Annotated in this window: 19 protein-coding genes; 12 read left to right on the top strand and 7 right to left on the bottom strand. The window is 73.9% G+C overall.

The window, feature by feature from the left end; genetic code table 11:
• Positions 1–187 precede the first annotated feature (187 nt).
• Positions 188–2,302 carry a restriction endonuclease gene (locus CP984_RS05165; protein ID WP_030179443.1) on the top strand — a complete coding sequence of 705 codons (2,115 nt, stop codon included), beginning with the start codon at positions 188–190 and terminating at the stop codon, positions 2,300–2,302.
• 227 nt (positions 2,303–2,529) lie between these two features.
• Here CP984_RS05165 and CP984_RS05160 read toward each other — a convergent pair whose 3' ends face one another.
• Positions 2,530–3,480: an aminoglycoside phosphotransferase family protein gene (locus tag CP984_RS05160; RefSeq protein ID WP_030179447.1), complete on the bottom strand. Its 951-nt coding sequence runs from the start codon at positions 3,478–3,480 to the stop codon at positions 2,530–2,532.
• A gap of 200 nt (positions 3,481–3,680) precedes the next feature.
• Here CP984_RS05160 and CP984_RS05155 point away from each other — a divergent pair, with 200 nt between their 5' ends.
• From CP984_RS05155 to CP984_RS05110, 10 genes are all read left to right on the top strand, one after another.
• Positions 3,681–4,841 (top strand): CapA family protein, encoded by a 1,161-nt coding sequence (locus CP984_RS05155; protein WP_003982792.1) that lies wholly within the window; start codon positions 3,681–3,683, stop codon positions 4,839–4,841.
• Positions 4,842–5,012: 171 nt separating this feature from the next.
• Positions 5,013–5,639 (top strand): TetR/AcrR family transcriptional regulator, encoded by a 627-nt coding sequence (locus CP984_RS05150; RefSeq protein WP_003982793.1) that lies wholly within the window; start codon positions 5,013–5,015, stop codon positions 5,637–5,639.
• A gap of 249 nt (positions 5,640–5,888) precedes the next feature.
• On the top strand, positions 5,889–7,001 hold the full coding sequence (trpS, locus tag CP984_RS05145) for a tryptophan--tRNA ligase (RefSeq protein ID WP_003982794.1): 1,113 nt from the start codon (positions 5,889–5,891) through the stop codon (positions 6,999–7,001).
• 119 nt (positions 7,002–7,120) lie between these two features.
• A complete protein-coding gene (locus CP984_RS05140; protein ID WP_003982795.1) occupies positions 7,121–10,798 on the top strand; it encodes an nSTAND1 domain-containing NTPase in 3,678 nt (1,225 codons plus the stop codon).
• Positions 10,799–11,303: 505 nt separating this feature from the next.
• Positions 11,304–12,533: a cytochrome P450 gene (locus tag CP984_RS05135; RefSeq protein WP_003982797.1), complete on the top strand. Its 1,230-nt coding sequence runs from the start codon at positions 11,304–11,306 to the stop codon at positions 12,531–12,533.
• A 44-nt stretch (positions 12,534–12,577) separates the two neighbouring features.
• A complete protein-coding gene (locus tag CP984_RS05130; RefSeq protein ID WP_003982798.1) occupies positions 12,578–12,772 on the top strand; it encodes a ferredoxin in 195 nt (64 codons plus the stop codon).
• Positions 12,769–14,046: an NAD(P)/FAD-dependent oxidoreductase gene (locus CP984_RS05125; protein WP_003982799.1), complete on the top strand. Its 1,278-nt coding sequence runs from the start codon at positions 12,769–12,771 to the stop codon at positions 14,044–14,046. The genes CP984_RS05130 and CP984_RS05125 overlap by 4 nt, the downstream gene beginning before the upstream one ends.
• Before the next feature lie 89 nt (positions 14,047–14,135).
• Positions 14,136–16,559: an excinuclease ABC subunit UvrA gene (uvrA, locus tag CP984_RS05120; protein ID WP_086026246.1), complete on the top strand. Its 2,424-nt coding sequence runs from the start codon at positions 14,136–14,138 to the stop codon at positions 16,557–16,559.
• Positions 16,560–16,660: 101 nt separating this feature from the next.
• The gene (locus CP984_RS05115) at positions 16,661–16,873 is read left to right on the top strand and encodes an EF-hand domain-containing protein (protein ID WP_003982801.1); all 213 of its coding nucleotides are present in this window, start codon (positions 16,661–16,663) and stop codon (positions 16,871–16,873) included.
• Positions 16,874–17,459: 586 nt separating this feature from the next.
• Complete coding sequence (locus CP984_RS05110) at positions 17,460–18,134, top strand: transglycosylase SLT domain-containing protein (protein ID WP_003982802.1); 675 nt, start codon at positions 17,460–17,462, stop codon at positions 18,132–18,134.
• Between the two features lie 157 nt (positions 18,135–18,291).
• Here CP984_RS05110 and CP984_RS05105 read toward each other — a convergent pair whose 3' ends face one another.
• Positions 18,292–19,737 (bottom strand): amino acid permease, encoded by a 1,446-nt coding sequence (locus tag CP984_RS05105; RefSeq protein ID WP_003982803.1) that lies wholly within the window; start codon positions 19,735–19,737, stop codon positions 18,292–18,294.
• A 170-nt stretch (positions 19,738–19,907) separates the two neighbouring features.
• Here CP984_RS05105 and CP984_RS05100 point away from each other — a divergent pair, with 170 nt between their 5' ends.
• Complete coding sequence (locus CP984_RS05100; protein WP_003982804.1) at positions 19,908–20,129, top strand: dodecin; 222 nt, start codon at positions 19,908–19,910, stop codon at positions 20,127–20,129.
• Positions 20,130–20,199: 70 nt separating this feature from the next.
• Here the strand turns inward: CP984_RS05100 and CP984_RS05095 are convergent, their stop codons facing one another.
• The 5 genes from CP984_RS05095 to CP984_RS05075 form a co-directional block, all read right to left on the bottom strand.
• The gene (locus tag CP984_RS05095; protein ID WP_003982805.1) at positions 20,200–21,063 is read right to left on the bottom strand and encodes an ABC transporter permease; all 864 of its coding nucleotides are present in this window, start codon (positions 21,061–21,063) and stop codon (positions 20,200–20,202) included.
• Complete coding sequence (locus CP984_RS05090) at positions 21,060–21,839, bottom strand: ABC transporter ATP-binding protein (RefSeq protein ID WP_003982806.1); 780 nt, start codon at positions 21,837–21,839, stop codon at positions 21,060–21,062. The genes CP984_RS05095 and CP984_RS05090 overlap by 4 nt, the downstream gene beginning before the upstream one ends.
• Positions 21,836–22,594 (bottom strand): PIG-L deacetylase family protein, encoded by a 759-nt coding sequence (locus tag CP984_RS05085; protein ID WP_003982807.1) that lies wholly within the window; start codon positions 22,592–22,594, stop codon positions 21,836–21,838. Before CP984_RS05085 ends, CP984_RS05090 begins: the two co-directional genes overlap by 4 nt.
• Positions 22,595–22,603: 9 nt before the next feature.
• A complete protein-coding gene (locus CP984_RS05080; RefSeq protein WP_003982808.1) occupies positions 22,604–23,242 on the bottom strand; it encodes a DUF1796 family putative cysteine peptidase in 639 nt (212 codons plus the stop codon).
• Between the two features lie 65 nt (positions 23,243–23,307).
• Positions 23,308–24,813 carry a glycoside hydrolase family 3 protein gene (locus tag CP984_RS05075; RefSeq protein ID WP_030179468.1) on the bottom strand — a complete coding sequence of 502 codons (1,506 nt, stop codon included), beginning with the start codon at positions 24,811–24,813 and terminating at the stop codon, positions 23,308–23,310.
• Between the last annotated feature and the right edge of the window lie 65 nt (positions 24,814–24,878).

Raw genomic sequence — 24,878 nt, 5'->3', positions numbered from 1 at the left:
TCAGGATCCCGCTAAAGTCGGATGAATACCCGCTGGTGAATGAGCCGGAGCGGGCTGTCTCGGGCTGCGCGCCCCAGGGTCCGGGGGCCGCGTGCCCCATGGGCCGGGGCCCTGCCCCAAGGAAGGTACGGGGCCGGGCGCCCCGCGGGTCGGGGCCGGGGAGCCCCAGGGGAGGACGTAGATCCACATGAGTCGCCGCTCCAACGGATTAGTGGCCGTCTGGGCCGAGGCGCAGCGTCAGCAGCAGCGCCGGCAGGAGGCCCAGCGGCGGGCCGGTGAACAGGCCCGCCGCGACCAGGAGCGGCAGCAGCGCGACACCGAGCGCGCCATGGCCCGGATGCAGCGCGAACGGCAGGCCGCGTACCGCCGGCAGCGCGAGGCCGACGCCCGCCGCCGCACCGAGGAACTCGAGGCCCGCATGGCCGAGCTGTCCGGCCTGCTGGCCGACGGCTGCCGGGCTCTCGCCTTCACGCCCGCCGCGCTGCGCCGCCCCGAGCACGTCGAGCCGTTCGCGCCCGGCCGGCTGGCCGTACCCGTACCGATGCCCGACCCGTCCGCCTACCAGCCGCAGGGCGGCGGCTGGGGCCTCGGCGGCGGCCGCCGCGCGCAGGAGGAGGCCCGCGCGCGCTACGAGCACGACTGGCACGCCGCGCAGGCCGCCGAGGCGCAGCGGCTGCGCCAACTGGAGGACTACCGGCGGCAGTACGACCAGTGGGCCGCCGGGCAGCTGGCGGAGATCAGGAGCCACAACGCCGCCGTCGAGGACCTGCTGAGGGGGCTGCGCGACGGCGATCCCGAAGCGGTGGTGGAGTACTTCTCCGCCGCGCTGTACGCCACCGGCCGCCCGCAGGGCTTCCCGCGCCGCGTCCGCGCCGCCTACGACCCGGCCGCGCGCCAGCTCGTACTGGACTGGGAGCTGCCCGGCTTCGACATCGTGCCCGAGGCGAAGGCGGTCCGGTACATGTACGCGGCCGACCAGGACAAGGACGTCGCCCGGCCGGTCACCCAGCGGCGCACCGCCTATCGCGACGTGCTCGCCCAGTCCGTGCTGCTCGTGCTGCACGACCTGTTCGCGGCGGACACCTCCGGCGCGCTCGACTCGGTGACGGTCAACGGCTTCGTGGACGACGTGGACCCGGCCACCGGCCGCCCCGCGCAGATCTTCCTGGCCACCGTCTCCGCGCCCCGCACCGCGTTCGAGCAGCTGCACCTGGCGCAGGTGAGCGCGGTGGAGTGCCTGACCGACGGGCTGCGCGGGCAGCTGTCCGCGCGCCCCGACCAGCGGGCCGCGGTGCGCCCGGTGCGGCAGCCGGGCGACGTGGGCGGCGGTGTGGTCACGCACGGCGGCGAGGACGAGCCCGACCTGTTCGCCATGGACCCGATCGCCTTCGAGGGGCTGGTCGCCGAGCTGTTCCGGGCGATGGGCATGCAGGCCGTGACGACGCAGCGGTCCGGGGACGGCGGCGTGGACGTGGACGCGCTCGACCCCGACCCGATCCGCGGCGGCAAGATCATCGTGCAGGTGAAGCGCTACCGCAACACGGTGCCGCCGTCGGCCGTACGGGACCTGTTCGGCACCGTGCAGTCCGAGGGCGCCAACAAGGGCGTGCTCGTCACCACGTCCCGCTTCGGCCCCGGTGCGCACGCCTTCGCCAACGGCAAACCGCTCACCCTCGTAGGCGGCCCCGAACTGGTCGACCTGCTGGCCCGCCACGGGCTGCGTGGGCGCCTGGGGAACGCCGCGGTCCCGGCCCAGCGGCCGGCGCCCGCCGAGGAAAGCGCCGAGCGGACGCCCGAGCCCCCGGAGGAGGACGGGGCCGCGGGCAACATCCTCGGCATGAACTGGTCCGGCAGCGTCGCCCTGGACGTCTGCGCACTGGTCTGCCAGGGCAACCGCGTCCTGAGCGACGACCACTTCGTCTTCTACAACAACCCGCGCACCCCGGACGGCACGGTCCGCATGCTCTCCGGCTTCGCGCCCGACCGCGCCGCGATGCAGGTGGTCTTCGAGGCCCTGCCCGCCACCGCCGACCGCCTCGTCCTCGTCGCGGCCATCGACCCGGAGGCCGACCCGCACGCCGACCTGTCCGGCTTCACCGACGCGCGCATCCGCCTCGTCGACGAATCCGGCACCGAACAGGGCCAGCTGGAGGTCTCGGACGGCCGCCCCGGCGAAACCGCCCTGGTCCTCGGCTCGTTCCGCCGCCGCGCGAACGGCGACTGGGACTTCGTCATCGGCGGCAAGGGATACGAAGGCGGCCTGGAGGCCCTGGTGCAGGAGTACGGGATCGAGGTCGCCTGAACCACGCCCCGACCTGCCGGGACCCGCGACCGGTCCCGGCAGTTCCCCTCACACTCCCGCGCTTCCGCCACTTCCAGTTCCTCGGCCCCGCCCGACAGGCGGGCCGGGTCCTCGCCGAAGGTTGTGACTACCAGGGCGAAGCGGGCGCGGTGCAGCAGTACGGTTTCGAGGTCGCCCGAGCTGGAGAGGGGCGTCGGCGGCAACGCGTACGGCGGGAGCGGCTCCCCTCACACCCCCGCCAACGACGCCAGCACCCCCGCCACTTCCATCTCCTCCGTCCCGCCCGGCACGTCGCCGTGGTCGGCGCACCACAGGGCGTTCTCGATGGTGCGGGCCGCTGCCCAGGCCGACAGGCGGGCCGGGTCCTCGTCGAGGGCGTCGGCCACCAGGGCGAAGCGGTCGCGCAGGACCGGGCGGGGGTCGGGGTGCTCGAAGGGGGCGTCGATCTGTTCCAGGAGGGGCCATGGGTCGTATCCCGGGTCGCCGATCATGGGTTTGGGGTCGATGGCCAGCCATGGGCGGCGCCGGGCGGACAGGACGTTGCCGGGGTTGAAGTCGCCGTGCACGACGACCTCGCGGGTGGCGGTGGCCGGGAGCTCGCGCAGCAGACGGGCGCCGAGCCGGACGAGACCCGGGTCGTAGCCGGGGCGCAGCCGCGCCATGCGTTCCTCGACCATGTCGGCCCATTCGGCGCATACGTCGGCGACCTGCTCCAGGTCGCCGTCGGGCGGCGCGGGCGCGGACCACAGGCCGCGCAGCAGACCGGCGGCCAGCAGCAGTCGTTCGGCGGGCGGGAGCGGGCTGTCGTCCAGCTGCTCGCCCGGCGTGCAGCGCTCGACCAGCAGGGCGTACCGCTCCCGGTCGTGCCGTAGCAGCCGTACGGCGCCGTCGCCGTCCCACGCGCGCAGGGCCACGGCCTCTCCGGCGGCCTCGCGGTGCGGCCAGGTCACCTTGAGCACCGCCTCGCCGCCGTCCGGCAGCTCCACGGGAGCCACCCACGAGCAGCTGCCGCCGTGCAGAGGCGCGCCGAGCCGCAGATCCCACTCCTCCTGGAGGGCCTGGACGGTGGCGGGCAGTCCGTCCAGCCATGCGCGTCCGGAGGCGGTGCGTCCCATGGCGGCGTACACGGGGAGGCCGGGCGGGAAGAGGTCGTCGTTCGGCGGGGCTGGTCGGGCCATTCGGGCAGCGTAGCCGCGCGACGGGCCCGGCTCGAACGGATTGTCCACAGGTGAAGGGCTCCGGTGGCGGGCGCCGCACGCTGGGCTCGGCGCGGGGGCGCGAGCCGGGGCGGGCCCGGCCGGGGGATGGTGCGGGGCCACCGGAGTCTCCCGGTCGGTTAATCAGTTTATTACGGCATTTGTGCTGTTATGCGTGTGGCATGAGCCTGCACCGACCGTACGGCGCCGCCCTCTTCCTCATAGCGATGGCCGCGGGCTGCGCCGCCCCGCAGGGCGCCGGGCGGCCCGCCGCCCGGACGCCCGGGAGCCCCGGCCCCGCCGCACCCCAGCACTCCGGCCACCGCGCCTCCGCCGGCTTCACCCTCGCCGCCTCCGGGGACGTGATCGCCTCGTACCCCTCCGTACTGGACACGGCCCGCCGGGACGCCGGGGGCGACGGCTACGACTACCGGCCCCTCCTGGACGGCGTGAAACCCGTGATCGAGGGCGCCGACCTGGCGATCTGCCACCTGGAGACGCCCTTCGGGCCGGACGGCGGACCGTTCACCGGCTACCCCGCCTTCAAGGCGCCGCCCCAGGTGGCCGACGCGCTCCGGGCCACCGGCTACGACTCCTGCTCCACGGCCTCCAACCGCACCCTGGACGACGGCGCCGACGGCGTCCGGCGCACCCTCGACACACTGGACCGGGCCGGGATCAAGCACGCGGGCTCCGCCCGGGACGCCGCCGAGGCCACCCGGCCCGCGCTGCTGAAGGCGCCCGGCGGGGCGCGCGTGGCGCAGCTGTCGTACACGTACGGCACCAACGGGGTCCCGCTCCCGCAGGGCAAGCCCTGGTCGGTCAACGTCATCGACGCCGACAAGATCATCGCGGACGCGCGGGCCGCCCGCCGGGCCGGCGCCGACGTCGTCGTGGTCAGCCCGCACTGGGGCACCGAGTACCAGACCGAGCCGGACGCGCAGCAGCTGAAGGTGGCCAAGGCGCTCACCGGGTCGCACACCGGCGGCCGCCCGGACATCGACCTCGTCATCGGCACCCACGCGCACACCCCGCAGCCGTACGAGAAGCTGGCCGGAACCTGGGTCGTCTACGGCATGGGCGACCAGATCGCCGGGATCATGGAGAAGCCGCGCGGCAACTGGGGCACCATCGCCCGCTTCCGCTTCGAGCCGCCCGCGGGGGAGGGGCAGCGCTGGCGGGTCACCAAGGCCGAGTTCATCCCTCAGCTCTCCGCGAGCGGGCCGCCGCTGCGCATGCTCAACCTCGCCGTCACCGGAGGCCACGAGGACGTCCGCGCGGGCATCCGCGAGGCGGTGCTCAGCCGGGGCGCGGCGGCCGCCGGACTGACGGAGGGCAGCTGAGAGCCGGTGCCCGGCCCCGGCCGGGCCCGGGAGCGTTCCGCGATGTGAAACCCTGAGTACGGCCCGCGCCGGACGTGCGCACGACGGACGCGGGCGCGCCGGGCGGACGCTCCGCCCGGCGGACGGTGACGACGTGACGACGGTGCAGGACGCGGAAGGGGCGTAACGGCGGTGGGTGAGAGTGCGGCCGTACGGCCCCGCAATCCGCGGGGGCAGGGCGAGCGCCTGCGGGAGGAACTGCTGCGCGCCACCGAGCGCCTCCTCGAAGAGGTCGGCAGCGAGGACGCGCTGTCGCTGCGCGCGGTGGCCCGCGAGGCGGGCGTCGCGGCGCCCAGCATCTACCGGCACTTCGCCGACAAGACCGAGCTGGTGTGGGCCGCGCTGGAGGTCAGCTACGAGCGGCTGACGGCGGCGATGGCCGAGGCGTCGGCCGCGGCCGGCACCGACGACCCGCTGGACCTGCTCCGTGCCCAGCTGCACGCGTACTGCCGCTACGCCGTCGACCACCCCGCCAAATACCGCCTCCTGTACGAGACCCGGCAGACGCCCGTCGAGCCGGAGCGCCTGGCCGGGCACCCGGCCGGGCGGCTCGTGCGGGGCCTGCACGACGCGCTCACCGCCTGTGAGGCCGCCGGGTGGCGGGTGCGGGGCGCCCGCGAGGAGGCGCCGTACGTGCTGTGGGCTTCGGTGCACGGGCGGGTGATGCTGTGGCAGGTCATGCCCAGCCGCAAGGACGCCGGGCGGCTGTACCGCTTCGTGGACGAGATCCTGCACCTGCTGATGGAGCGGGCGGACTGAGGCGGCGGCCGCGGAAACCGCTGCTCCGGCCGCGCGCGTCAGACGCCTGCGGGGCCGTCGTACGGGCCGGGGCCCGACCGGCTACAGTTGTCCCATGCATTGTCCGTCGTGTCTGACCTGGTGGCGCTCCCCTTAGGAGCGGCCACTACTCAGCATGACCGGGCCGTTCGGATGGACGGCCCTTCCGCGTTCCCTGGACCGGGGTGCATCTGCCGTCCTGCCGGCGGCACTCACCCACCAGGAGAAACCGTGAACCGTACGCCGTACGCCACCGCGAACACCGTCCGCACGGACGCCGCCCCCGCCGACGCGCTCGGCACCTCCGCCGCCCGGACCCGCAGCGCGGAGCTGGAGAAACTGATCCGCGACGACCCCGGACGCTTCCGGGTGCTGACCGGGGACCGCCCGACCGGCCGGCTGCACCTCGGCCACTACTTCGGCACCCTCCACAACCGGGTCCGCCTCCAGGACCTCGGCGTCGAGATGATGGTGCTGATCGCCGACTACCAGGTGCTGACCGACCGGGACGTGGCCGACCAGCTGCCCCGACACGTCGAGGATCTGGCCCTGGACCACCTCGCCGCCGGCATCGACCCGGCCCGGGCCACCGTCTTCACGCACAGCGCGGTGCCCGCGCTGAACCAGCTGCTGCTGCCGTTCCTCAGCCTGGTCTCGGTCGCCGAACTGAACCGCAACCCCACCGTCAAGGACGAGATCGCCCACTCGCGGCAGTCCGCCGTCAGCGGCCTGATGTTCACCTACCCCGTCCACCAGGCCGCCGACATCCTCTTCTGCAAGGCGAACCTCGTCCCCGTCGGCCAGGACCAGCTGCCCCACCTGGAGATCACCCGGACCGTCGCCCGCCGCTTCAACGACCGCTACGGCAAGGAGGCCGCCGTCTTCCCCGAGCCGGAGGCCCTGCTGTCGTCCGCGCCGCTGCTGCTCGGCACCGACGGGACGAAGATGAGCAAGAGCCGCGGCAACGCCATCGCGCTGGCCGCCGATGCCGACGAGACGGCCCGGCTGATCAAGGGCGCCAAGACCGACTCCGAGCGGCACATCACCTACGACCCGGACGCCCGCCCCGAGGTGTCCTCTCTCGTCCTGCTGGCCGCCCTCTGCGAGGACCGCGACCCGCGGCAGGTCGCCGACGAGATCGGCCCGGCGGGCGCCGGCGCGCTGAAGAAGCGCGTCACCGAGGCGGTCAACGAGCACCTCGCGCCGATCCGCGCCCGCCGGGCCGCGTACGCCCGGGACCTCGGGTACGTCCGCCAGGTGCTGCGGGAGGGCGAGGCGCGCGCCAACGCGATCGCCGACGCCACCCTCGACGAGGTGCGCCGCGCCATGAACGGCCACCGCTGACGGCGCGTCCCGCCCGTACGGTGCCGCAGGTTCGGCGGGGAAGTCCCTTGCCGGACGCTGCGCGGGCTGCCTAACGTGACGGCCGCCGGGGGGTGCGGGCGTGCGGGCGGGAGGGCCGGATGGGGCGCAAGGAGAGGCCGCTGGATCCGGACGCGGGGCCCGTGGAACGGTTCGCCGTCGACCTGCGGGAGCTGCGCCGCAAGGCCGGTCCGCTCACCTACCGGGACATGGCCAGGCGCGTGCCCTACTCGGTGGCGACGCTGTCCCGGGCGGCCTCCGGCGAACAGCTGCCCTCGCTCGCGGTGACCCGGGCGTATGTGGAGGCGTGCGGCGGTGACGTGGAGGAGTGGTCGGCGCGCTGGCACCGCCTCGCCGAGGAGACCTTCGTCCGTACGGCACAGGGCGACACGGACCGCCCCTACCAGGGACTGGCCCGCTACGAGCCCGGCGACCGGGAGAAGTTCTTCGGGCGCGACCGCCTCACCGAGGACCTGCTGCGCCTGACGGGCGGACACCGGCTGGTGGCCGTCGTGGGCCCGTCCGGCAGCGGCAAGTCCTCCCTGCTGCGCGCCGGGCTCATCCCGCGCCTCCAGCACGCTCCCGACGACGGCCCGCGTCCCGCCGCCATCCGGACGTTCACCCCCGGCGCCCGGCCGTCCGCCACCCACCGGCAGCTGTTCGAAGCGGCCGATGGGCCCGGCGACACCTGGCTGGTCATCGACCAGTTCGAGGAGGTGTTCACCCTCTGCCGCGACCCGGCCGAGCGCACCCGGTTCCTCGACCTGCTGCTCGACGCCCAGGACCCCGCGCGCCGGCTGCGCGTGGTGCTGGGCCTGCGGGCCGACTTCTACGGCCACTGCCTCCAGCACCGCACCCTGGCCGAGGCGCTGCGCCACACCAGCGTGCCGGTCACCCCCATGAGCCCCGCCGAGCTGCGCGAAGCCATCGTCAAACCCGCGGCGGCGCACGGCCTGATCGTCGAGCGCGCGCTGACCGACCGGCTCATCGAGGAGACCGTCGACCAGCCCGGCGGCCTGCCGCTGCTCTCCCACGCCCTGCTGGAGACCTGGCGCCACCGCCGCGGCCGGACACTGGCCCTGGAGGTGTACGAGGCCGTCGGCGGCGTACGGGGCGCCATCGCCCGGACCGCCGAGACCCTGTACACCCAGCTCTCCCCCGAACAGGCCCGGCTCGCCCGCTGGGCGCTGCTGCGGCTGGTCACGCCCGGCGAGGGCGCGCACGACACCCGGCGGCCCGCCGACCGCGCCGAACTGGACGCGGCGACCTCGCCGGGCATCACCGTCGTCCTCGAACGCCTCGCCAGGGCCCGCCTGATCACCCTGGACGAGGACACCGTCGACCTGGCGCACGAGGCGCTGATCACCGCCTGGCCGCGCCTGCGGTCCTGGGTGGACGCCGACCGCGACCGGCTGCGGCTGCACCGGCAGCTGACGGAGGCGGCCCGCACCTGGGAGCGGCTGGGCCGGGACGCGGGCGCGCTGTACCGGGGCACGCAGCTGACCGCGGCTCAGGAAGCCTTCGCCGACCCGGCCGACCTGACCGCCTCGGAGCGGGACTTCCTCACCGCCGGTGCCGCCGCCCGGCGCCGCGAGGCCCGGCGCCGCAAGGGCGTCGTCGGCGCGGTGGCCGTCCTGGTGACGCTGACGCTGGTGGCCGGCGTACTGGCCTGGCAGCAGAGCCGGGCCGGCCGGGCGCGGCAGGTGCAGGCCGCGGCGCGCCGGATCGCGGCGGTGGCGGAGAGCCTGCGCGCCTACGAGCCGGCCAAGGCGCGCCAGCTGTCCGTCGCCGCGTGGAAGATCGCCGAAACCGCCGAGACCCGGTCGGCCCTCACCGGCGCCTGGGCCCAGCCCCTCGCCGACAGCTTCGACGTGGCCGACCGCGACGCCCTGGCGTATCTCAGCGGCGACGGGCGCACCGTGGTCACCGCGGCCCCCGGCCACATCGCCACCTGGGACGTGCGCACCCGCCGCAGGATCAGCACGGTCCCGGGGCCCGGCGAGCGGGTCATGGCGGCGATCGCCGTCAGCCCGGACGCGCGGCTGGTGCTCTTCCAGCTCCCGGACCGCGGTCTGGCCCTGTGGGACATCGCCGCGCGGCGCATGGTCGGCCGGCCCCTGGAGACCAGGGAACAGGCGAGCGTCGAGTTCAGCCCCAGTGGCGCCCATCTGACGATGCAGACCACGCGCACCGTCCAGGTGTGGGACACCCGGGAGCAGCGCCTCGTCTTCGAGCGCCCGGCGGCACCGCGGCGCAGCCGGGAGAGCGTCGCGACCGTCAGCCCCGACGACCGGCTGCTGGCGGTGTGCTCCCCGCGCGGTGAGATCGAGCTGTGGGACATACCGCGGCGGAAGCGGGTGCCCGCGCCGTGGGCGGGGGAGGGCGCGGGTGACCCGTGCAGCCCCCTGAACGCCCGCTTCAGCCCCGACAGCCGGATCTTCGCGCTGGTCACCCGCGACGGCGTGCGCCGGTGGGACCTGACGACGGGACGGGAGCTGCCGAAGATCGCCCAGTCCCCGCTGGGGGCCATCGGGTTCAGCCGGGACGGGCGGTTCCTCGTCGGTCGGACCCCCGGGGAGATCCTGGTGTGGCGTGCCGACCAGCCGGACCACCCGGTGTTCCGGGGTGCCATGACCGCCGACGGGCCGGCCGAGATCGTTCTCGACGGCGGCACGCTGCGCTACCTGGCCGCGAACCAGATGCGCACCCTCGACCTCGGCGCCGCGGTCACCTCCCGGTGGGCCCCGGCGGCAGCGCAGAACGCGGCGTTCAGCCCGGACGCCCGCCTGCTGGGCCTGGTGTGGTCCCAGGGCCCCACGGCCCGGTTCGAGACGCGTGGCACCCGGTCCGGCGCGATCGTGGACCGGCCGCCCGGCATGCGGCTGCCGCCCCAAACGCCGAGCCGTGAGGGCCAGTTGCGGATCGAGCCGGACGAGCTGCTGTCCTTCAGTGCCGACGGCACGCGGCTGGCGTACGGCGTCAGCGGCGACTACGCCGAGGACGGACACCTGGTGGCCGGCCGGGTCGCGGTACGGGACGTACCCGGACACCGCGACCTCACCGCCGTCCCCGGAGGCCAGGACAACAGCCCCACCGAGGGCGCCGTCCTCAGCCCGGACGGCTCCCGGCTGATCACGTCGTCGGTCCGCTCCGTCCAGATGTGGGACATCGGCGGCGGGCAGCGCGAGAAGTCCGTGAGCGTCTCCGGCGGTTCGCCCATGACCGTCCGCCCCGACGGGCGGCTGCTCGTCGTCAGAGGCGAGATCGTCCGGCTGCCCGCGGGGACCGTGGCGCCGCGCCGGCTCACCCGGCAGGACACGGCGTACGCGTTCAGCCCGGCCGGGAACGCCTTCGCGGTGGGGGAGGAGACGGGCCACGTCGCGCTGTGGGACGGCGGCGTCGAGCGGCGGTTCGGCCGACTGCCGGCCTTCACCGAGAAGCAACTGCCACGGCACGAGGCGATCTCGGCGCTGGCCTTCTCCCCGGACGGCAGGACACTCGCCGTGGCCGGCGCCTACGGCAGCCTCCAACTGTGGGACGTGCCCTCCCAACAGCCGCTCGGCTCCGCCCTCCCGACACCGGGCGACAAGATCCTCTCCCTCACCTTCAACCGTGACGGCTCGGCACTGTACGCCGCAGGTCAGCACGTCCCGCTGACGAGGTACCGCATCGCGCCGGACGCCCTCGTCGCCGAGGTGTGCCGCCGGGCCGGTGGCTCGCTGTCCCGTGCGGACTGGGAGACGTACATCCCGGAAGTGGCGTACCGGAAGGTGTGCTGAGCCGGAGGTCTTGGCGTCTGGCCCTCGCCTTCGGCTGGGGCGGCACAGGGCTGTACGCCGCCGGTCAGCATGTGCCGCTGACGAGGTATCGCATTGCGTCGGTCGCCCTCGTCGCTGAGGTGTGCCGCCGGGCCGGGGGTTCGCTGTTCCGCGCGGACTGGGAGACGTATCGGAAGGTGTGCTGAGCCGGAGGTCTTGGCGTCTGGCCCCCGCCTTCGCTCGTGACGGCTCGGCGCTGTACGCCGCCGGTCAGCACGTCCCGCTGACGAGGTACCGCATTGCACTGGACGCCCTTGTCGCCGAGGTGTGCCGCCGGGCCGGGGGTTCGCTGCCCCGTGCGGACCGGGTGCCGTATCGAAAGGTGTGTTGAGCCGGCCCCCGGCGCCCGTCTGCCCACCCCACCCCCGGCCGTCGCATCCGTGCGTTACGCGTGTAAGTTTACGGGCGTTAGGTGAACGTCCGACACCGGGCGCACGCCCCTGCCCGCGTGTGCCCAAGGAGCGACATGACCCCCTCTCCCGCTTCCCCCGCCACCGCCGCCGCACCGGCGCTTCCCGTGCAGCCGCCGCAGGGCTGCCCGTTCGACCCGCCCGCCGAGTTCGCGCGGCTGCGCACCGAGGCGCCGCTGTCGAAGATCTCCCTGCCGGACGGCACCGAAGCCTGGCTCGCCACCCGCTACGCCGACATCCGCGCCATCCTCGGCGACACCCGCTTCAGCTCCGACACCACCCGCCCCGGCTACCCGCTCAGCGGCATGACCGGCGGCGCCACCACCGAACACCGCGGCTTCATCCGCATGGACCCGCCCGAGCACACCCGGCTGCGCCGCATGGTCACCCGGGAGTTCATGGTCAAGCGCGTCGAGGCGATGCGCCCGGAGATCCAGCGCCTGACCGACGAACTGTGCGACGCCATGGAGAAGCGCGCCGGCCAGGACGTGGACCTCATCGAGGCGCTGGCCCTGCCGGTGCCGTCGCTCGTCATCAGCCTGCTGCTCGGCGTTCCGTACGACGATCACGAGCTGTTCCAGCGGCTGACCGGCACCCTGCTGTCCCGTACGGTCACCGACGCGGAGCGGGAGAGCGCGCGGGCCGAACTGCGCGCCTACCTGCACCAGTTGGTGAGCGCCAAGGAGGCCGCGCCCGGCGACGACATCCTCGGCCGCCTGATCGCCGAGCAGCAGGTACCGGGCGAGATCACCCACGACGACGTGGTCGCCTTCGCCGCCCTGCTGCTCATCGCGGGCCACGAGACCACCGCCAACATGATCGGCCTGAGCGCGCTGACCCTGATGCGCGACCGGGAGACCGCGGACCGGCTGCGCGCCGAACCCGCCCTGATCCGCGGCGCCGTCGAGGAACTGCTGCGCTTCCACAGCATCATCCGCAACGGGCCGCGCCGCGCCGCCACCGAGGACATCGAGATCGGCGGGCAGCTGATCCGGGCCGGGGAGGGCGTCGTGGTGGCCGTACCGTCCGCCAACCGCGACCCGGAGGTCTTCGCGGACCCCGACGCGCTCGACGTCTGCCGCCCCAACGCCCAGCACCACGTCGCCTTCGGCTACGGCATCCACCAGTGCCTCGGCCAGGCCCTGGCCCGCGTCGAGCTCCAGGTCGTCATCGGCACCCTGCTGCGCCGCTTCCCGGAGATGCGGCCCGCGGTCCCGGTGGACGAGATCCCGTTCCGCAGCGACATGGCGATCTACGGCTGCCACACCCTGCCCGTCACCTGGTGACACCCCGCCCGACCGTTCCCCTTCCTCCTCAGGAGTCTCCTGCCATGAACATCACCCTCGACGCCGACAAGTGCTGCGCCGCAGGCCAGTGCGTACTGATCGCCCCCGAGGTCTTCGACCAGCGGGACGAGGACGGCATCGTCGTCCTCCTGGACGCCGCTCCGCCCGCCGACCAGCACGACGCGGTCCGCGAGGCCGCCGCCATCTGTCCGGCCGCGGTCATCAAGGTGGACGAGTGAGCCCCCGCCGCATCGCCGTCGTGGGCGCCTCGGCGGCGGGCCTCGCCGCCGCCGAGGCCCTGCGCCGCTTCGGCTGGACCGGCACCCTGACCCTCGTCGGCGACGAGCCCCACCCGCCGTACGACCGTCCGCCGCTGTCCAAGCAGCTCCTTCAGGGCGCCTGGCAGCCCGACAAGCTGCATCTGCGCGCCGCCGAACAGCTCGACGCGCTCGGCCTCGACCTGCGCCTGGGCACCCGGGCGACCGGCCTGGACACCGCGACCCGCACCCTGACCCTGGACGGTGGCGAGCGGCTGGCCTGCGACGGCGTGATCGTCGCGACCGGCGTCGCGGCCCGCACCCTCCCGGCGGCCGCCGGGCTCGACGGCGTGCACACGCTGCGCACCCTGGACGACGCGCTCGCCCTCAAGGAACGGCTGTCCGGTACCGGCCATCGCCTGGTCGTCGTCGGCAACGGCGTACTGGGCTGCGAGGCCGCGGCCGTGGCCCGCGAGCTGGGTCACGAGGTCACACTCGTCGGGCGCGAGGCGCTGCCGATGGCCCGTACGGTCGGCACGGAGATCGGCGAGCTGCTGGCGGCCGAGCACCGGGAGCGCGGCGTCCAGCTGCGCACCGCGGCCGTCGACGGCTTCGAGGCGGACGGGGACGGGCCCGCGCGGCACGTGAGCGCCGTACGGCTGGCCGACGGCACCCGCCTGCCCGCCGACACCGTGCTCGTCGCCATCGGCTCGGAGCCCGCCGTCGGCTGGCTGCACGGCGACCCGGCCCTGGACACCACCGACGGACTGCGCTGCGACGCGTACTGCGCCGCCGCACCCGGCGTCTACGCGGCCGGTGACGTGGCCCGCTGGCAGCACCCGGTACACGGCCGCCACCTGCGCGTCGAGCACCGGATGAACGCCACCGAGCAGGGCATGGCCGCCGCCCGCAACCTCCTAGCCGAACTGGAGGAGACCCTGCCGGGGGACGAGGCACTGGCCCCCGCCGCGGGCCGCGAGCGCCGCCCCTTCACACCGGTGCCGTACTTCTGGTCCGACCAGTACGGCCTGAAGCTCCAGGCGTACGGCGTGCTGTCCGGCGCCGACCGGTCCGAGACGACCGTCCTGGACCCGGACGCCAGGAAGGCCGTGGCCCTCTACGGCAGTGACGGCCAGGCCACCGGCGTACTGGCGATCGGTGTGCCGCCGCGCCAGGTCCGGGGCCTGCGGGCGCTGATCGCCACGCCCGTGCCCTGGGAAGAAGCTCGCGAGGGGCTGCACAACGCCCGCGCGTGACGGCCGCCGCGGGCCCGTCCCCGCCCCCGACCCTGACCGTGGGGACGGGCCCGCGTGCCGCCATCGGGCGGTGACCGATCATGGAAGGCATGACCGACTCGTACGTCCGGGTGCGCGGCGCCCGTGAGCACAACCTCCGCAATGTCGACGTGGACATCCCGAGGGACACCGTCACGGTGTTCACCGGCGTGTCCGGCAGCGGCAAGTCCTCGCTCGCCTTCGGCACCGTCTACGCCGAGGCGCAGCGTCGCTACTTCGAGTCGGTGGCCCCGTACGCGCGCCGCCTGATCCACCAGGTCGGCGCGCCGAAGGTCGAGGACATCAGCGGGCTGCCGCCCGCCGTCGCCCTGGAACAGCGGCGCTCGGCCCCCACCTCCCGGTCCTCCGTCGGCACCGTCACCACTCTCTCCAACACCCTGCGCATGCTCTTCTCGCGCGCCGGTACGTATCCGGCGGACGCGCCGGAGCGGCTGGACTCGGACGCCTTCTCCCCGAACACCGCCGCCGGCGCCTGCCCGGAGTGCCACGGTCTGGGCCGCGTCCACCGGGTCACCGAGGAGTCGCTCGTACCGGATCCCTCGCTGTCCATCCGGGACGGCGCCATCGCCGCCTGGCCCGGCGCCTGGCAGGGCAAGAACCTGCGGGACGTGCTGGCCGCCCTTGGATACGACATCGACAAGCCGTGGCGGGACCTGTCGGCCGCCGACCGGGACTGGATCCTGTTCACCGACGAGCAGCCCGTCGTCACCGTGCATCCCGTACGGGAAGCGGGCCGTATCCACCGCCCGTACCAGGGCCAGTACCAGAGCGCCAAGCGCTACGTCCTGCACACCTTCGCCGACTCCAAGAGCGAGACGCTGCGCAAACGGGTCCAGCGGTACCTGGTCTCCGCGCCCTGCCCCGCCTGCGCCGGACGGCGGCTGCGGCCGGAGGCGCTGGCCGTCACCTTCGCCGGGCACGACATCGCGGAACTGTCCGGGCTGCCGCTGAGCGGTCTCGCGCGGCTGCTGCGGCCCACGGCCGATGCGGACGGCGAGGGGGTGGCGCCCGCCCTGGCCCGGGATCTGGTCGCCCGTATCGACGTGCTCACCGAGCTGGGCCTCGGCTACCTGAGCATGGACCGCGCGGCCCCCACCCTGTCCGCCGGGGAACTCCAGCGGCTACGGCTGGCCACCCAGCTCCGCTCCGGCCTCTTCGGCGTGGTGTACGTCCTGGACGAGCCCTCGGCGGGCCTCCACCCGGCGGACACCGAGGCGCTGCTCACCGTGCTCGGCCGCCTCAAGGAAGCGGGCAACACGCTGTTCGTCGTTGAGCACGATATGGACGTCGTACGGCAGGCCGACTGGATCGTGGATGTCGGGCCCAAGGCGGGCGAGCACGGCGGGCGGGTTCTGCACAGCGGGCCCGTCGCGGACCTCGCGCAGGTCACCGAGTCCGCCACCCGTCGTTTTCTCTTCGACGACACGCAGCCCGCCGCGCGCCCGCCCCGCGAGCCCTCCGGGGAGCTGACCCTGCACGGCATCACCCTGCACAACCTGCGCTCCGTGGACGCCGCCTTCCCGCTCGGCGTCTTCACGGCCGTCACCGGCGTCTCCGGGTCCGGCAAGTCCACGCTGGTCACCCGGGTCCTCGCGGACGCCGTAGCGGACCACCTCGGCGCCGGGCCGGAGGAGGACGAGGAGAGCGCCGCGCGGGCGCAGCTCGCCGGGGCCAAGGGCCTGGAGGCGGTCGACCGCCTCGTACGCGTCGACCAGAAGCCCATCGGCCGCACCCCGCGCTCCAACCTCGCCACCTACACCGGCCTCTTCGACGCCGTACGCAAGGTCTTCGCCGCCACCGACGAGGCCCGCGCTCGCGGCTACACGGCGGGCCGCTTCTCCTTCAACGTCGCGAGCGGGCGCTGCGAGACCTGCCAGGGCGAGGGCTTCGTCGCCGTCGAGCTGCTCTTCCTGCCCGGTACGTACGCGCCCTGCACCGCCTGCCACGGCGCCCGCTACAACCCGGAGACCCTGGAGATCACCTACCGCGGCCGCACCATCGCCGACGTGCTCGGTATGACGGTGGACACCGCGGCGGACTTCCTCGCCGACGTACCGGCCGCGGCACGCAGCCTGCGCACCCTCCAGGACGTGGGCCTGGGCTATCTGCGGCTGGGCCAGCCCGCCACCGAGCTGTCCGGCGGCGAGGCCCAGCGCATCAAGCTCGCCACCGAACTCCAGCGCGCCCACCGCGGCCACACCCTCTACCTGCTGGACGAGCCCACCACCGGCCTGCACCCGGCGGACACCGAGGTGCTGCTGCGGCAGCTGCACGGGCTGGTGGACGCGGGCAACACCGTCGTGGTCGTCGAGCACGACATGGGTGTGGTCGCGGGCGCAGATCATGTGATCGACCTGGGTCCGGGCGGCGGCACGGCGGGCGGACGCATCGTGGCCGCCGGCACCCCGGCGGCGGTGGCGGCGTCGCCGGACAGCCGTACGGCGGCCTACCTGGCGCGGCGTATCGCGGGCTGACCTGCGGCGGAGCGGCGGGCCGGGGCGCGGTCGGCGGCCCGGTGACAGTCGGTTAATGTACCCACGTCAATGCAGCGACACCGACATCAAGGGGGCACCCCGTGGCAGACATCGAGGCGGCGAAGGCCGCGTTCAGCCGGTTCGACGCGGACGGCGACGGGCTGATCACCGCGGACGAGTACAAGCGGGCCATGGCGGAGATGGGCGACCCCTACGTCACCGGGCCGGTCGCCGAGGCCGTCATCGCGGCCAAGGACACCAACGCGGACGGCAAGCTCTCCTTCGAGGAGTTCTGGACCTCGCTCCAGGGCTGACCCCCGGGACGCCCCGGCGCCCCGCACGGGCCGCACACGCGGCCGGCCACCAGGCCGGCCGCGTTTTTTGTTTGCGGGCGCCTATTGCGCCCATAGATTTACCCGATCAATCCCTTTTCCAGGTGACCGGCGCCACTTATTCGCGCAGCGGGCCGGTAAATGGTGACGCGGGCCACAAGGGTTTCCGCGCAGGGCCCGGAAATCGGGTTCCGGGGCCATTTCAAGCGGTTTCCGCGAAGCGGCCCGCCGGGGCCCGAACGTGACGCGCAGCACGGGACTTCCGTCCCTTACGGTCTTTCTTAGTAATCCGCCACTGTGCTCTTGTGGCCCGCGCTCATGGACTGAACGGCGACGGAAGGCCCGAGCTACGTAAAAGGGCCGTAGCCGGGGCCCGTCGAGCGGCTATTGCTTTCCAATTCGGGCGTCGCTAATCATTACTGAGGCGCCGGGTCGAAGCGCCGCGTAAATGCCCTCGGGGCGGACGCGGACAAGAACTCGGTTCTCGTGCCGCCAGTGGCTTCCTGCTCGTACCTCATGCCAATGGCTGCCGCCCGACCATTTCAGTGATTGGAAGAGGAATCCACGCATGCCCACTCCCACCCTGCTCCGCTCCGTCCGCGTGACCAAGACCCACAAGCTCTCCGCCGCCGTGCTGGCCGCCGCCGGCGCGACCGCGGCCCTGACGATCCCCGCCGCGACCGGTGACGCGCACGCCGCCACCTCCGCCGCGCCGGCCGCCGTCAAGAAGGTCTCCGCGAACGGTCAGCCCGCGGGTGCGAAGGCCAAGGCCGCCGAGGCGAAGCCCGGTGACGCCAAGGAGACCGCGACCCTCGCCGACTCGGTGAAGATCACGGCCGTGGCCGGCCAGGGCCACACGGCCAAGGAGGCCGCCAGCCGGGCCGCCGACCGCAAGCCGGTCGAGCCCGCCAAGCCGAAGTACGCCGACAACCTGGACGGCTGGATCAAGGAATCCCTGGCCATCATGAAGGAGAAGGGCATCCCCGGCAGCTACGAGGGCCTGCACCGCAACATCATGCGTGAGTCCAGCGGTAACCCGCGCGTGGTCAACGACTGGGACATCAACGCCAAGAACGGCATCCCGTCCAAGGGCCTGCTCCAGGTGATCCAGCCGACCTTCGAGCGCTACCACGTCGAGGGCACCGCCAACGACCTGTTCGACCCGGTCGCCAACATCACGGCCGCCGCCAACTACGCCGCCCATCGCTACGGCTCCATGGACAACGTCAACTCGGCGTACTGAGCCCGATGAGCAGGCTCGCGCGACCCCCGTACCGCACCGCCCGGGACCACCCGCCCGGGCCGGGACGGCCACGGCCGCGGCCGCCGCACACGAGAGCGCCCCAGGACCACGGTCCAGGGGCGCTCCGTCGTATGCGGGGAAGCCGTCCGCGCGGCGGTCACAGCCGCCCTTCGCGGTCCTCCAGGTCGTCGATCTCCCGCTCCGCCTTCGCCAGCTCGGAGCGCCGCCGGGAGTACGTGAAGTAGACGACCAGGCCGATCAGGAACCACACCGCGAAGCGCACCCAGGTCTGCCACTCCAGGAACGTGATCAGCCAGAGCGAGAAGACCACGCCGATCGCGGGCACCACCGGCATGCCGGGCGTACGGAACGTGCGCGGCAGGTCGGGCCGCTTGTAGCGCAGCACGATCACCGAGACGCACACCACCACGAACGCCAGCAGGATGCCGATGTTGGTCAGCTCGGCGGCCTCGCCGATCGGCAGGAAGCCCGCGATGGCGGCGGAGGACGCGCCCACGATCCAGGTCACCCGGGTCGGCACATGCCGCCGCGGATGTGTCTTGGCGAACCACTTCGGCAGCAGCCCGTCGCGGCTCATCGAGAACCAGACCCGAGTAACTCCCAGCATGAACGTGAACATCACCGTGAGAATGCCGATGATCGCGCCGACCGCGATCACATCGGCCAGACTGCTCAGCCCCACCGACTTGAACGCGGTGGAGAATCCGCTCTCCGGGTCGATGTCCTTGTAGTTCTGCATGCCGGTCAGCACCAGGCAGGCCAGTACGTACAGCACCATCGAGATCAGCAGCGAGTACAGGATCGCCTTCGGCATATGGCGCTGGGCGTCCTTCGATTCCTCCGCCGCGGTACTCATCGCGTCATAACCGAATACCGCGAAGAAGACGGTCGCCGCGCCCGTGAAGGCGCCGCTGACGCCGAAGGGGAAGAACGGCGTGTAGTTCCCGGTCCTGATGTGGAAGAAACCGACGCCGATCACCAGCAGCACGACCAGGACCTTCAGGCCCACGACGATCGTCTCGAAGCGCGCCGCGTTCTTGATGCCCAGGGTCAGCAGATACGCGATGAGCAGACACAGCGCCGCGGCGAACAGGTCCACCCGGTGCCCCTCGCCGGTCCCCGGCGCCCCCAGCATCCAGGCGGGCAGTTCCACCCCCATTTCGCCGAGCAGGAAACTGAAATAGCCGGAGATGCCGATCGCGACGACCGCCACGATCGCCGTGTACTCCAGCAGCAGGTCCCAGCCGATGAACCAGCCCGCCAGCTCGCCGAGCACCGCGTAGCCGTAGGTGTACGCCGAGCCCGCCTTCGGGATGAGCCCGGCGAATTCCGCGTAGGAGAACGCGGCCGCCGCGCTGGCCACGCCCGCCACCAGGAACGACAGCAGGACGGCGGGCCCCGCCTTGCCGTTGGCGACGGTCCCGGCGAGCGTGAAGATGCCCGCGCCGATGATGCCGCCGACGCCGATGGCCGTCAGCTGCCACAGCCCGAGCACCCGGTTGAGCTGTTCGGCCGAGCCGCCTTCCGTCTCCTGGATGAGTTCGATCGGTTTACGCCGCCACACTCCCTGCCCCGCGCGCATCCCCACACCACTTCCTCTCCGTCGTCGCCCGACGGCCGATCATCATGGCCCTTCGGGGGCGGCAGGGGAAGGAGATCCCTCGGTGCGGCGGAGTGGAACCGGAGAATCCGGGCACCCGGGGCGTGAGCACGGACAGTCGGCTCGTACACCGGCAGGCTGAAGGAGCGGTCATGACGAATCACACGTACCGGGTGACGGAGATCGTGGGCACGTCCCCGGAGGGCGTGGACGCCGCGATCCGCAACGGCGTCCAGCGGGCGGCCCAGACGCTCAGGGGCCTCGACTGGTTCGAGGTGAAAGAGGTGCGCGGCCACATCGTCGACGGGGCGATCGAGCACTTCCAGGTCGGGCTGAAGGTCGGCTTCCGGCTGGAGGACGCCGAGGAGGGCTGACGCGGGCCCGCGGCGCCCGCCCGGGCCTGGGGCCGGGCGGGCGCCGTGTCATGCTCGTACGGGCGCGCCGTCACGAGTACCGGGTGACCAGCCCCCGGCGGCGGAACGAAGCCAGCATCCGGCCCAGGAAGAACAGGGCCAGGACCAGCAGCGCGGCGGTGCCCAGCGTGGCCACGGCCAGCTCGTGCCAGGGCGTGGGCCCGTCCCCGGCCAGCGCGCGCCCGGCCGCGAAGACATGGGTGGTGGGCAGGGCCTCGGCGACCGGGCGGAGCGGCGCCGGGAGAGTCGAGACCGGGTAGAACACCCCGGACAGGGGCATCACCACCGACAGCCCGCCCCAGACCAGGGCCTCGGCGCCGCTGCCGTAGCGCAGCACCAGGCCCACCACCGCGAGGGCCACCGCCCAGCCGCAGAGCAGCAGCAGCGCCGCCACGGGAATCAGTCCCAGGCCCAGCGTCGTCACGTCGAAGGCGTACGCGGCGAAGGCCAGCGAGGCCACGGCGAGGGTGCTCAGCGCCGTACGGACCAGGGCGAACAGCCCCACCCCGGCCAGGTACTCCCAGCCGCGCAGCGGGGTGGTGAGCAGCCCGATCACATTGCGTGACCAGGTCTCCTCCAGGAAGCCGGTGGCCAGGGAGATCTGCGTCTGGTGGACCAGGTGCCACAGCACGGTGCCGCTGAGCAGGAACACCGCGAGCGTGGGACCGGTGCCCAGCTCCGCGCCGCCCGTTTCCGTACCGCCACCCGCCGCCTTCGCGGCGAACAGGCCGATCGAGCCGTAGAGCAGCGTGTCGACGACCGGCCAGACCAGCACGTCGAAGATCCGGTGCGGGCTGCGGCGCAGCACCAGCCAGTGGCGGCGGGCGACGGCGCGGACGCGATGGGCACTGGCCGCGGCAGGACCGCGCAGTTCGGGGGCCTGCGTGGCAGTCATACGGCACCGGCCTCCGCCCGGCCCCGCCCGGCACGCTCGCGGTCCCGCTCCTCCGCCAGATGCAGAAAGACCCCCTCCAGGTCCTGCTGCGCGAACTGCCGCGCCACCTCTTCCGGCGTACCGTCCGCGGTCACCCGCCCCGCCGCCAGGAAGACCACCCGCTCGCACAGCCGCTCCACCTCGACCATGTCGTGGCTGGTGACCAGCAGCGCCGTGCCGTGCCGGGCACACAGGTCCAGCAGGCCGGTGCGCACCCGCAGGGCGATGTCCGGGTCCAGCGCCGCGGTGGGCTCGTCCAGGACCAGCAGCCGGGGCGTGTGCAGGGACGCCTTGGCGATGCCGACCAGGGTGCGCTGGCCGCTGGACAGCTCGGTGCCGATGGCGTTGGCCAGGTGGCCGATGCCGAAGTGCTCCAGGGCGCTTTCCACCGCCGCACGTGGGGCGCGCAGCCCGTACAGATCCGCGTACAGCCGCAGGTACTCGTGCACCCGCAGCCGGTCGGGCAGCGGCAGATAGCCGGCCGCGAAGCCGACGCCGCGCATGGCCGCCGACCGCCCGGCGGGCAGCCGGTGGCCCAGGACGTGCACGCTGCCGGCGTCCGCCTCGACCGCGCCCAGGCACATCAGCAGCGTGGTGGTCTTGCCCGCGCCGTTGGGGCCGAGCAGACCGACCCGCTCGCCCTCGCGCACCACCAGTCGTACGCCGTCCACGGCCCGGCCCCGGCGGTACTCCTTGACCAGGTCGTGCGCCTCCAGGACAGGCGGCGGCGCGGTCATGCGACCGCCCCGGCGGACTCCGGACGGCGCACCGGCGACCAGACGCGCTCGGCGCGCAGCGGCCCGCGCCGGGCCAGCACGCTCCCGTGGTCGGCGGCCAGCGGCGCGAGCTGCGAGCCGTAGCAGAGCACCACCTCCCGCTTGCGGGCCCACGCGTCGTCGTCCAGCACGAGGTCGTGCGCGACGTCGAGGTCGTAACGGGCCAGCAGGTCCTGGTAGGAGAGCCCGTAGGTCTCGTCGGCGCCGAGGGCGCGGTCGGTGTCCGGGGTGCCCCACTCGGGCAGATGGCCGGTGTAGGGCAGGTCGGCGTACAGCAGCGGCAGCGGCGCTCCCAGCTCGTCCAGGACGCGCAGGGCGCGGTCGCGCACCCGCCGGTGGTCGTGCTGGTTGGTGCCGATGGGCAGGAGGACGAGCGGGAACGGCGTCGGCAGGGCGCTCAGGTAGGCGTCAATGCCCGTCAGTTCGTCGTCATCGCCGTACGGGCCGTCGGGGTGGTCCAGCACGGCCTGGTCCACGCCGAGCAGGGCGGCGGCCCGCGCGTCCTCGGCGAGCCGGGCGCGGTGCGCCTCGGCGCCGGTGGAGAAGCCGCAGGTGCTGTCCCACCAGGAGACGGCGTGGTCTTCGGCGGGCGGGCCGCCGAAGACGGTCAGCACGGTGACCGGGGCGGGGAGCCGGGGTATCAGGCCGGCCAGGGAGAGGGCGGCGTCGTCGAAGTGCGGGGAGACGATGACGGTGCGTGGCGGGGGAGGCGTCATGCGGGTTCCTTAGTGCGGGGTTCTCGGCGGGGGCGGTGCGGTGGTGAGTACGGGGGCGAGGGCCGCGTCCCATGCGGCGTCGTCGCCCTGCCAGCGGCCGGGCGCGGCGGCGACGGTGCCCCAGGTGATGCCGGGGCCGAGCCGGTCGGCGTCCGGCGGCGCGGTGCGGCGCAGCCAGTGCAGGGCGAACCGGTGGCCCGGGTGCTCGGTCGCGATCACCGCGCGAAGCCGGCGCAGGTCGGCGGCGGTCAGCTCGTCCCAGGCGTCGTGGTGGACGTACAGCACCCGCGCGCCGGAGCCGGCCAGCTCCCGCCAGCGCCCGGCCAGTGCGGCGAACTTGGCCTGTACGCGCGGCAGTTGCTCGTCGATGTCCCGCTGGGTGACGGGCGTACCGGCGCCCGCGGCGGGGTGGAACTCGTGGTAGAAGCGGATGTCGCTGCCGCGGTCCAGGGCACACCGTCCCTCGTCGAACGGCTCGACCAGGCCGGGGCGCAGCACATTACGGAAGCCGTCCGCGACGGCCTCGACCACCGACTCGAAGTCGAGGTCCAGCCAGTCGAAGAAGTGGGCGCGGGTGACGCCGGTGATACGGCGGATCTGGTACGTGGACTCGCAGTGGTAGCCGAGGCCCACGCAGTGGTCGTACACGCTGCTCGCTCCTTGTCCGTCCCCGGTCGCGCGGTCCGTGCCCCCGGCCAGGAGGCAGGCGCCGGTCATGTGCGCAGCGGGCCGCGCCAGGTGCGGCCCGACAGGTACTCCGCCGCCGCGGTGGCGTTGGCCAGCCCGGCGCCCCGGGTGAACAGCGTCGCCGGGGCGTCGTCGGGCAGCGGCCGGGCCGGGGCCAGGCCCATGTCCACGGTGACCAGGTCCGGGCGCCGGTCCCGCAGCGCCCGCAGGACGGCGCGCTGCCAGGGGTCGCGCTCCGCGTCCCGGACGACCACCGCGAGCGCGCCGTCGTCCGGCGGCAGGCCGATCGCGGACGGCTCGGTGCCCGGCGCCACATCGGTGGCGGAGGCCAGCGCCCCGAGGCCCCGGAGCGGGGCGTCCAGCCCCCACGGCGCCTCGCCCACCGCCATGTTGGCCACGGTCGCCAGCCGTACGGTGTGCAGACTGCGCCCGTCGGCCGCCCGGGGGACACCGGACACGAGCAGGGCGCGGCGGGCGGCGACCAGGCCGACGGGATCGCCGCCGGACAGCCGCGGCGCGCAGGACGCCCCGGCGCGCCGGGCCGGGTCGGCCCAGGCCCGCAGCGACGCGACCCGGCAGGCGGCCTCCGCCACCCGCTCCAAGGTCAGCGTGCCCCGCTCCAGCGCCTCCTGGACGGCGTCGTGTACCTCGGGCAGCAGCTTCTCGCCGTCCGTCGCCCCGAGCACCACCAGGTCGGCGCCCGCGGCCAGCGCCGCGACCGCGGCACCGCCGTACCCCCAGCGCCGCACGATCGGCGCCATCTCCAGCGCGTCGGTCATCACCACGCCCCGGTAGCCGAGCCGTTCGCGCAGCAGGCCGGTGACGATCCGCCGGCTCAGCGTCGCGGGCAGGCCGTCCAAGTGCGAGAGCCGGATGTGACCGGTCATCACCGCCTTGACGCCGGCGGCGATCCCGGCGCGGAACGGCGGCAGGTCCACCGCCTCCAGGGACGCGGCGTCCCGGTCGATGTCCGGCAGCGCGGAGTGCGAGTCGGTACGGGTGTCGCCGTGGCCGGGGAAGTGCTTGACGGTGGCGGCCACGCCCAGTTCCTGGATGCCCTGGACGCACGCGGCGGTGTGCCGCGCCACCAGGGCCGGCCGGTCGCCGAAGGAGCGGACGCCGATGATCGGGTTGTCCGGGCGGGAGTTGACGTCCGCGCAGGGCGCAAGGCAAAGGTTGACGCCCTCGGCCCGCAGGTCGCGGGCGATCGCCGCGCCCACCTGCCGGGTGAGCGCCACGTCGTCCACGGCGCCGAGGGCGTGGTTGCCCGGGTGGACGCTGCCCCGGCGGTAGTCGAGCCGGGTCACGTCACCGCCCTCCTCGTCCAGCGCGATCAGCAGGTCCGGGCGGACCGCGCGGAGCGGCCCGGTGACCTCCTCGCGCAACGACCCGGCGCCCGCGGGGAAGTTGGTACCGAACAGGCCGACGCCCGCCAGTCCCTCGTCCGCCGCGCGCAGGATCCAGTCGGCGGGCGAACGGCCCGCGTAGGCGGGGAGCAGGCAGGCGTTGACCAGGGCTGTGTCGGCGCGCATGGGGGGCCTTCCGGTACGGGGGAACGGCGGCAGCCGTGCGGAACGGGACGGCGGGCGGATGCGGT

The sequence above is a fragment of the Streptomyces rimosus genome (assembly GCF_008704655.1).
GTDB lineage: Bacteria > Actinomycetota > Actinomycetes > Streptomycetales > Streptomycetaceae > Streptomyces > Streptomyces rimosus.
The sequence above is the reverse complement of the archived record's forward strand: the minus strand, read 5'-3'. Positions and strand labels throughout refer to the sequence as shown.

Coding starts and splice junctions, on each gene's coding strand:
- CP984_RS05085 (WP_003982807.1), bottom strand. CDS start 22,594: ATGACGCCTCCCCCGCCACGCACCGTCATCGTCTCCCCGCACTTCGAC.
- CP984_RS05140 (WP_003982795.1), top strand. CDS start 7,121: ATGGGGCGCAAGGAGAGGCCGCTGGATCCGGACGCGGGGCCCGTGGAA.
- CP984_RS05160 (WP_030179447.1), bottom strand. CDS start 3,480: ATGGCCCGACCAGCCCCGCCGAACGACGACCTCTTCCCGCCCGGCCTC.
- CP984_RS05075 (WP_030179468.1), bottom strand. CDS start 24,813: ATGCGCGCCGACACAGCCCTGGTCAACGCCTGCCTGCTCCCCGCCTAC.
- CP984_RS05165 (WP_030179443.1), top strand. CDS start 188: ATGAGTCGCCGCTCCAACGGATTAGTGGCCGTCTGGGCCGAGGCGCAG.
- CP984_RS05130 (WP_003982798.1), top strand. CDS start 12,578: ATGAACATCACCCTCGACGCCGACAAGTGCTGCGCCGCAGGCCAGTGC.
- CP984_RS05100 (WP_003982804.1), top strand. CDS start 19,908: ATGACGAATCACACGTACCGGGTGACGGAGATCGTGGGCACGTCCCCG.
- CP984_RS05090 (WP_003982806.1), bottom strand. CDS start 21,839: ATGACCGCGCCGCCGCCTGTCCTGGAGGCGCACGACCTGGTCAAGGAG.
- CP984_RS05095 (WP_003982805.1), bottom strand. CDS start 21,063: ATGACTGCCACGCAGGCCCCCGAACTGCGCGGTCCTGCCGCGGCCAGT.
- CP984_RS05135 (WP_003982797.1), top strand. CDS start 11,304: ATGACCCCCTCTCCCGCTTCCCCCGCCACCGCCGCCGCACCGGCGCTT.
- CP984_RS05155 (WP_003982792.1), top strand. CDS start 3,681: ATGAGCCTGCACCGACCGTACGGCGCCGCCCTCTTCCTCATAGCGATG.
- CP984_RS05105 (WP_003982803.1), bottom strand. CDS start 19,737: ATGCGCGCGGGGCAGGGAGTGTGGCGGCGTAAACCGATCGAACTCATC.
- CP984_RS05110 (WP_003982802.1), top strand. CDS start 17,460: ATGCCCACTCCCACCCTGCTCCGCTCCGTCCGCGTGACCAAGACCCAC.
- uvrA (WP_086026246.1), top strand. CDS start 14,136: ATGACCGACTCGTACGTCCGGGTGCGCGGCGCCCGTGAGCACAACCTC.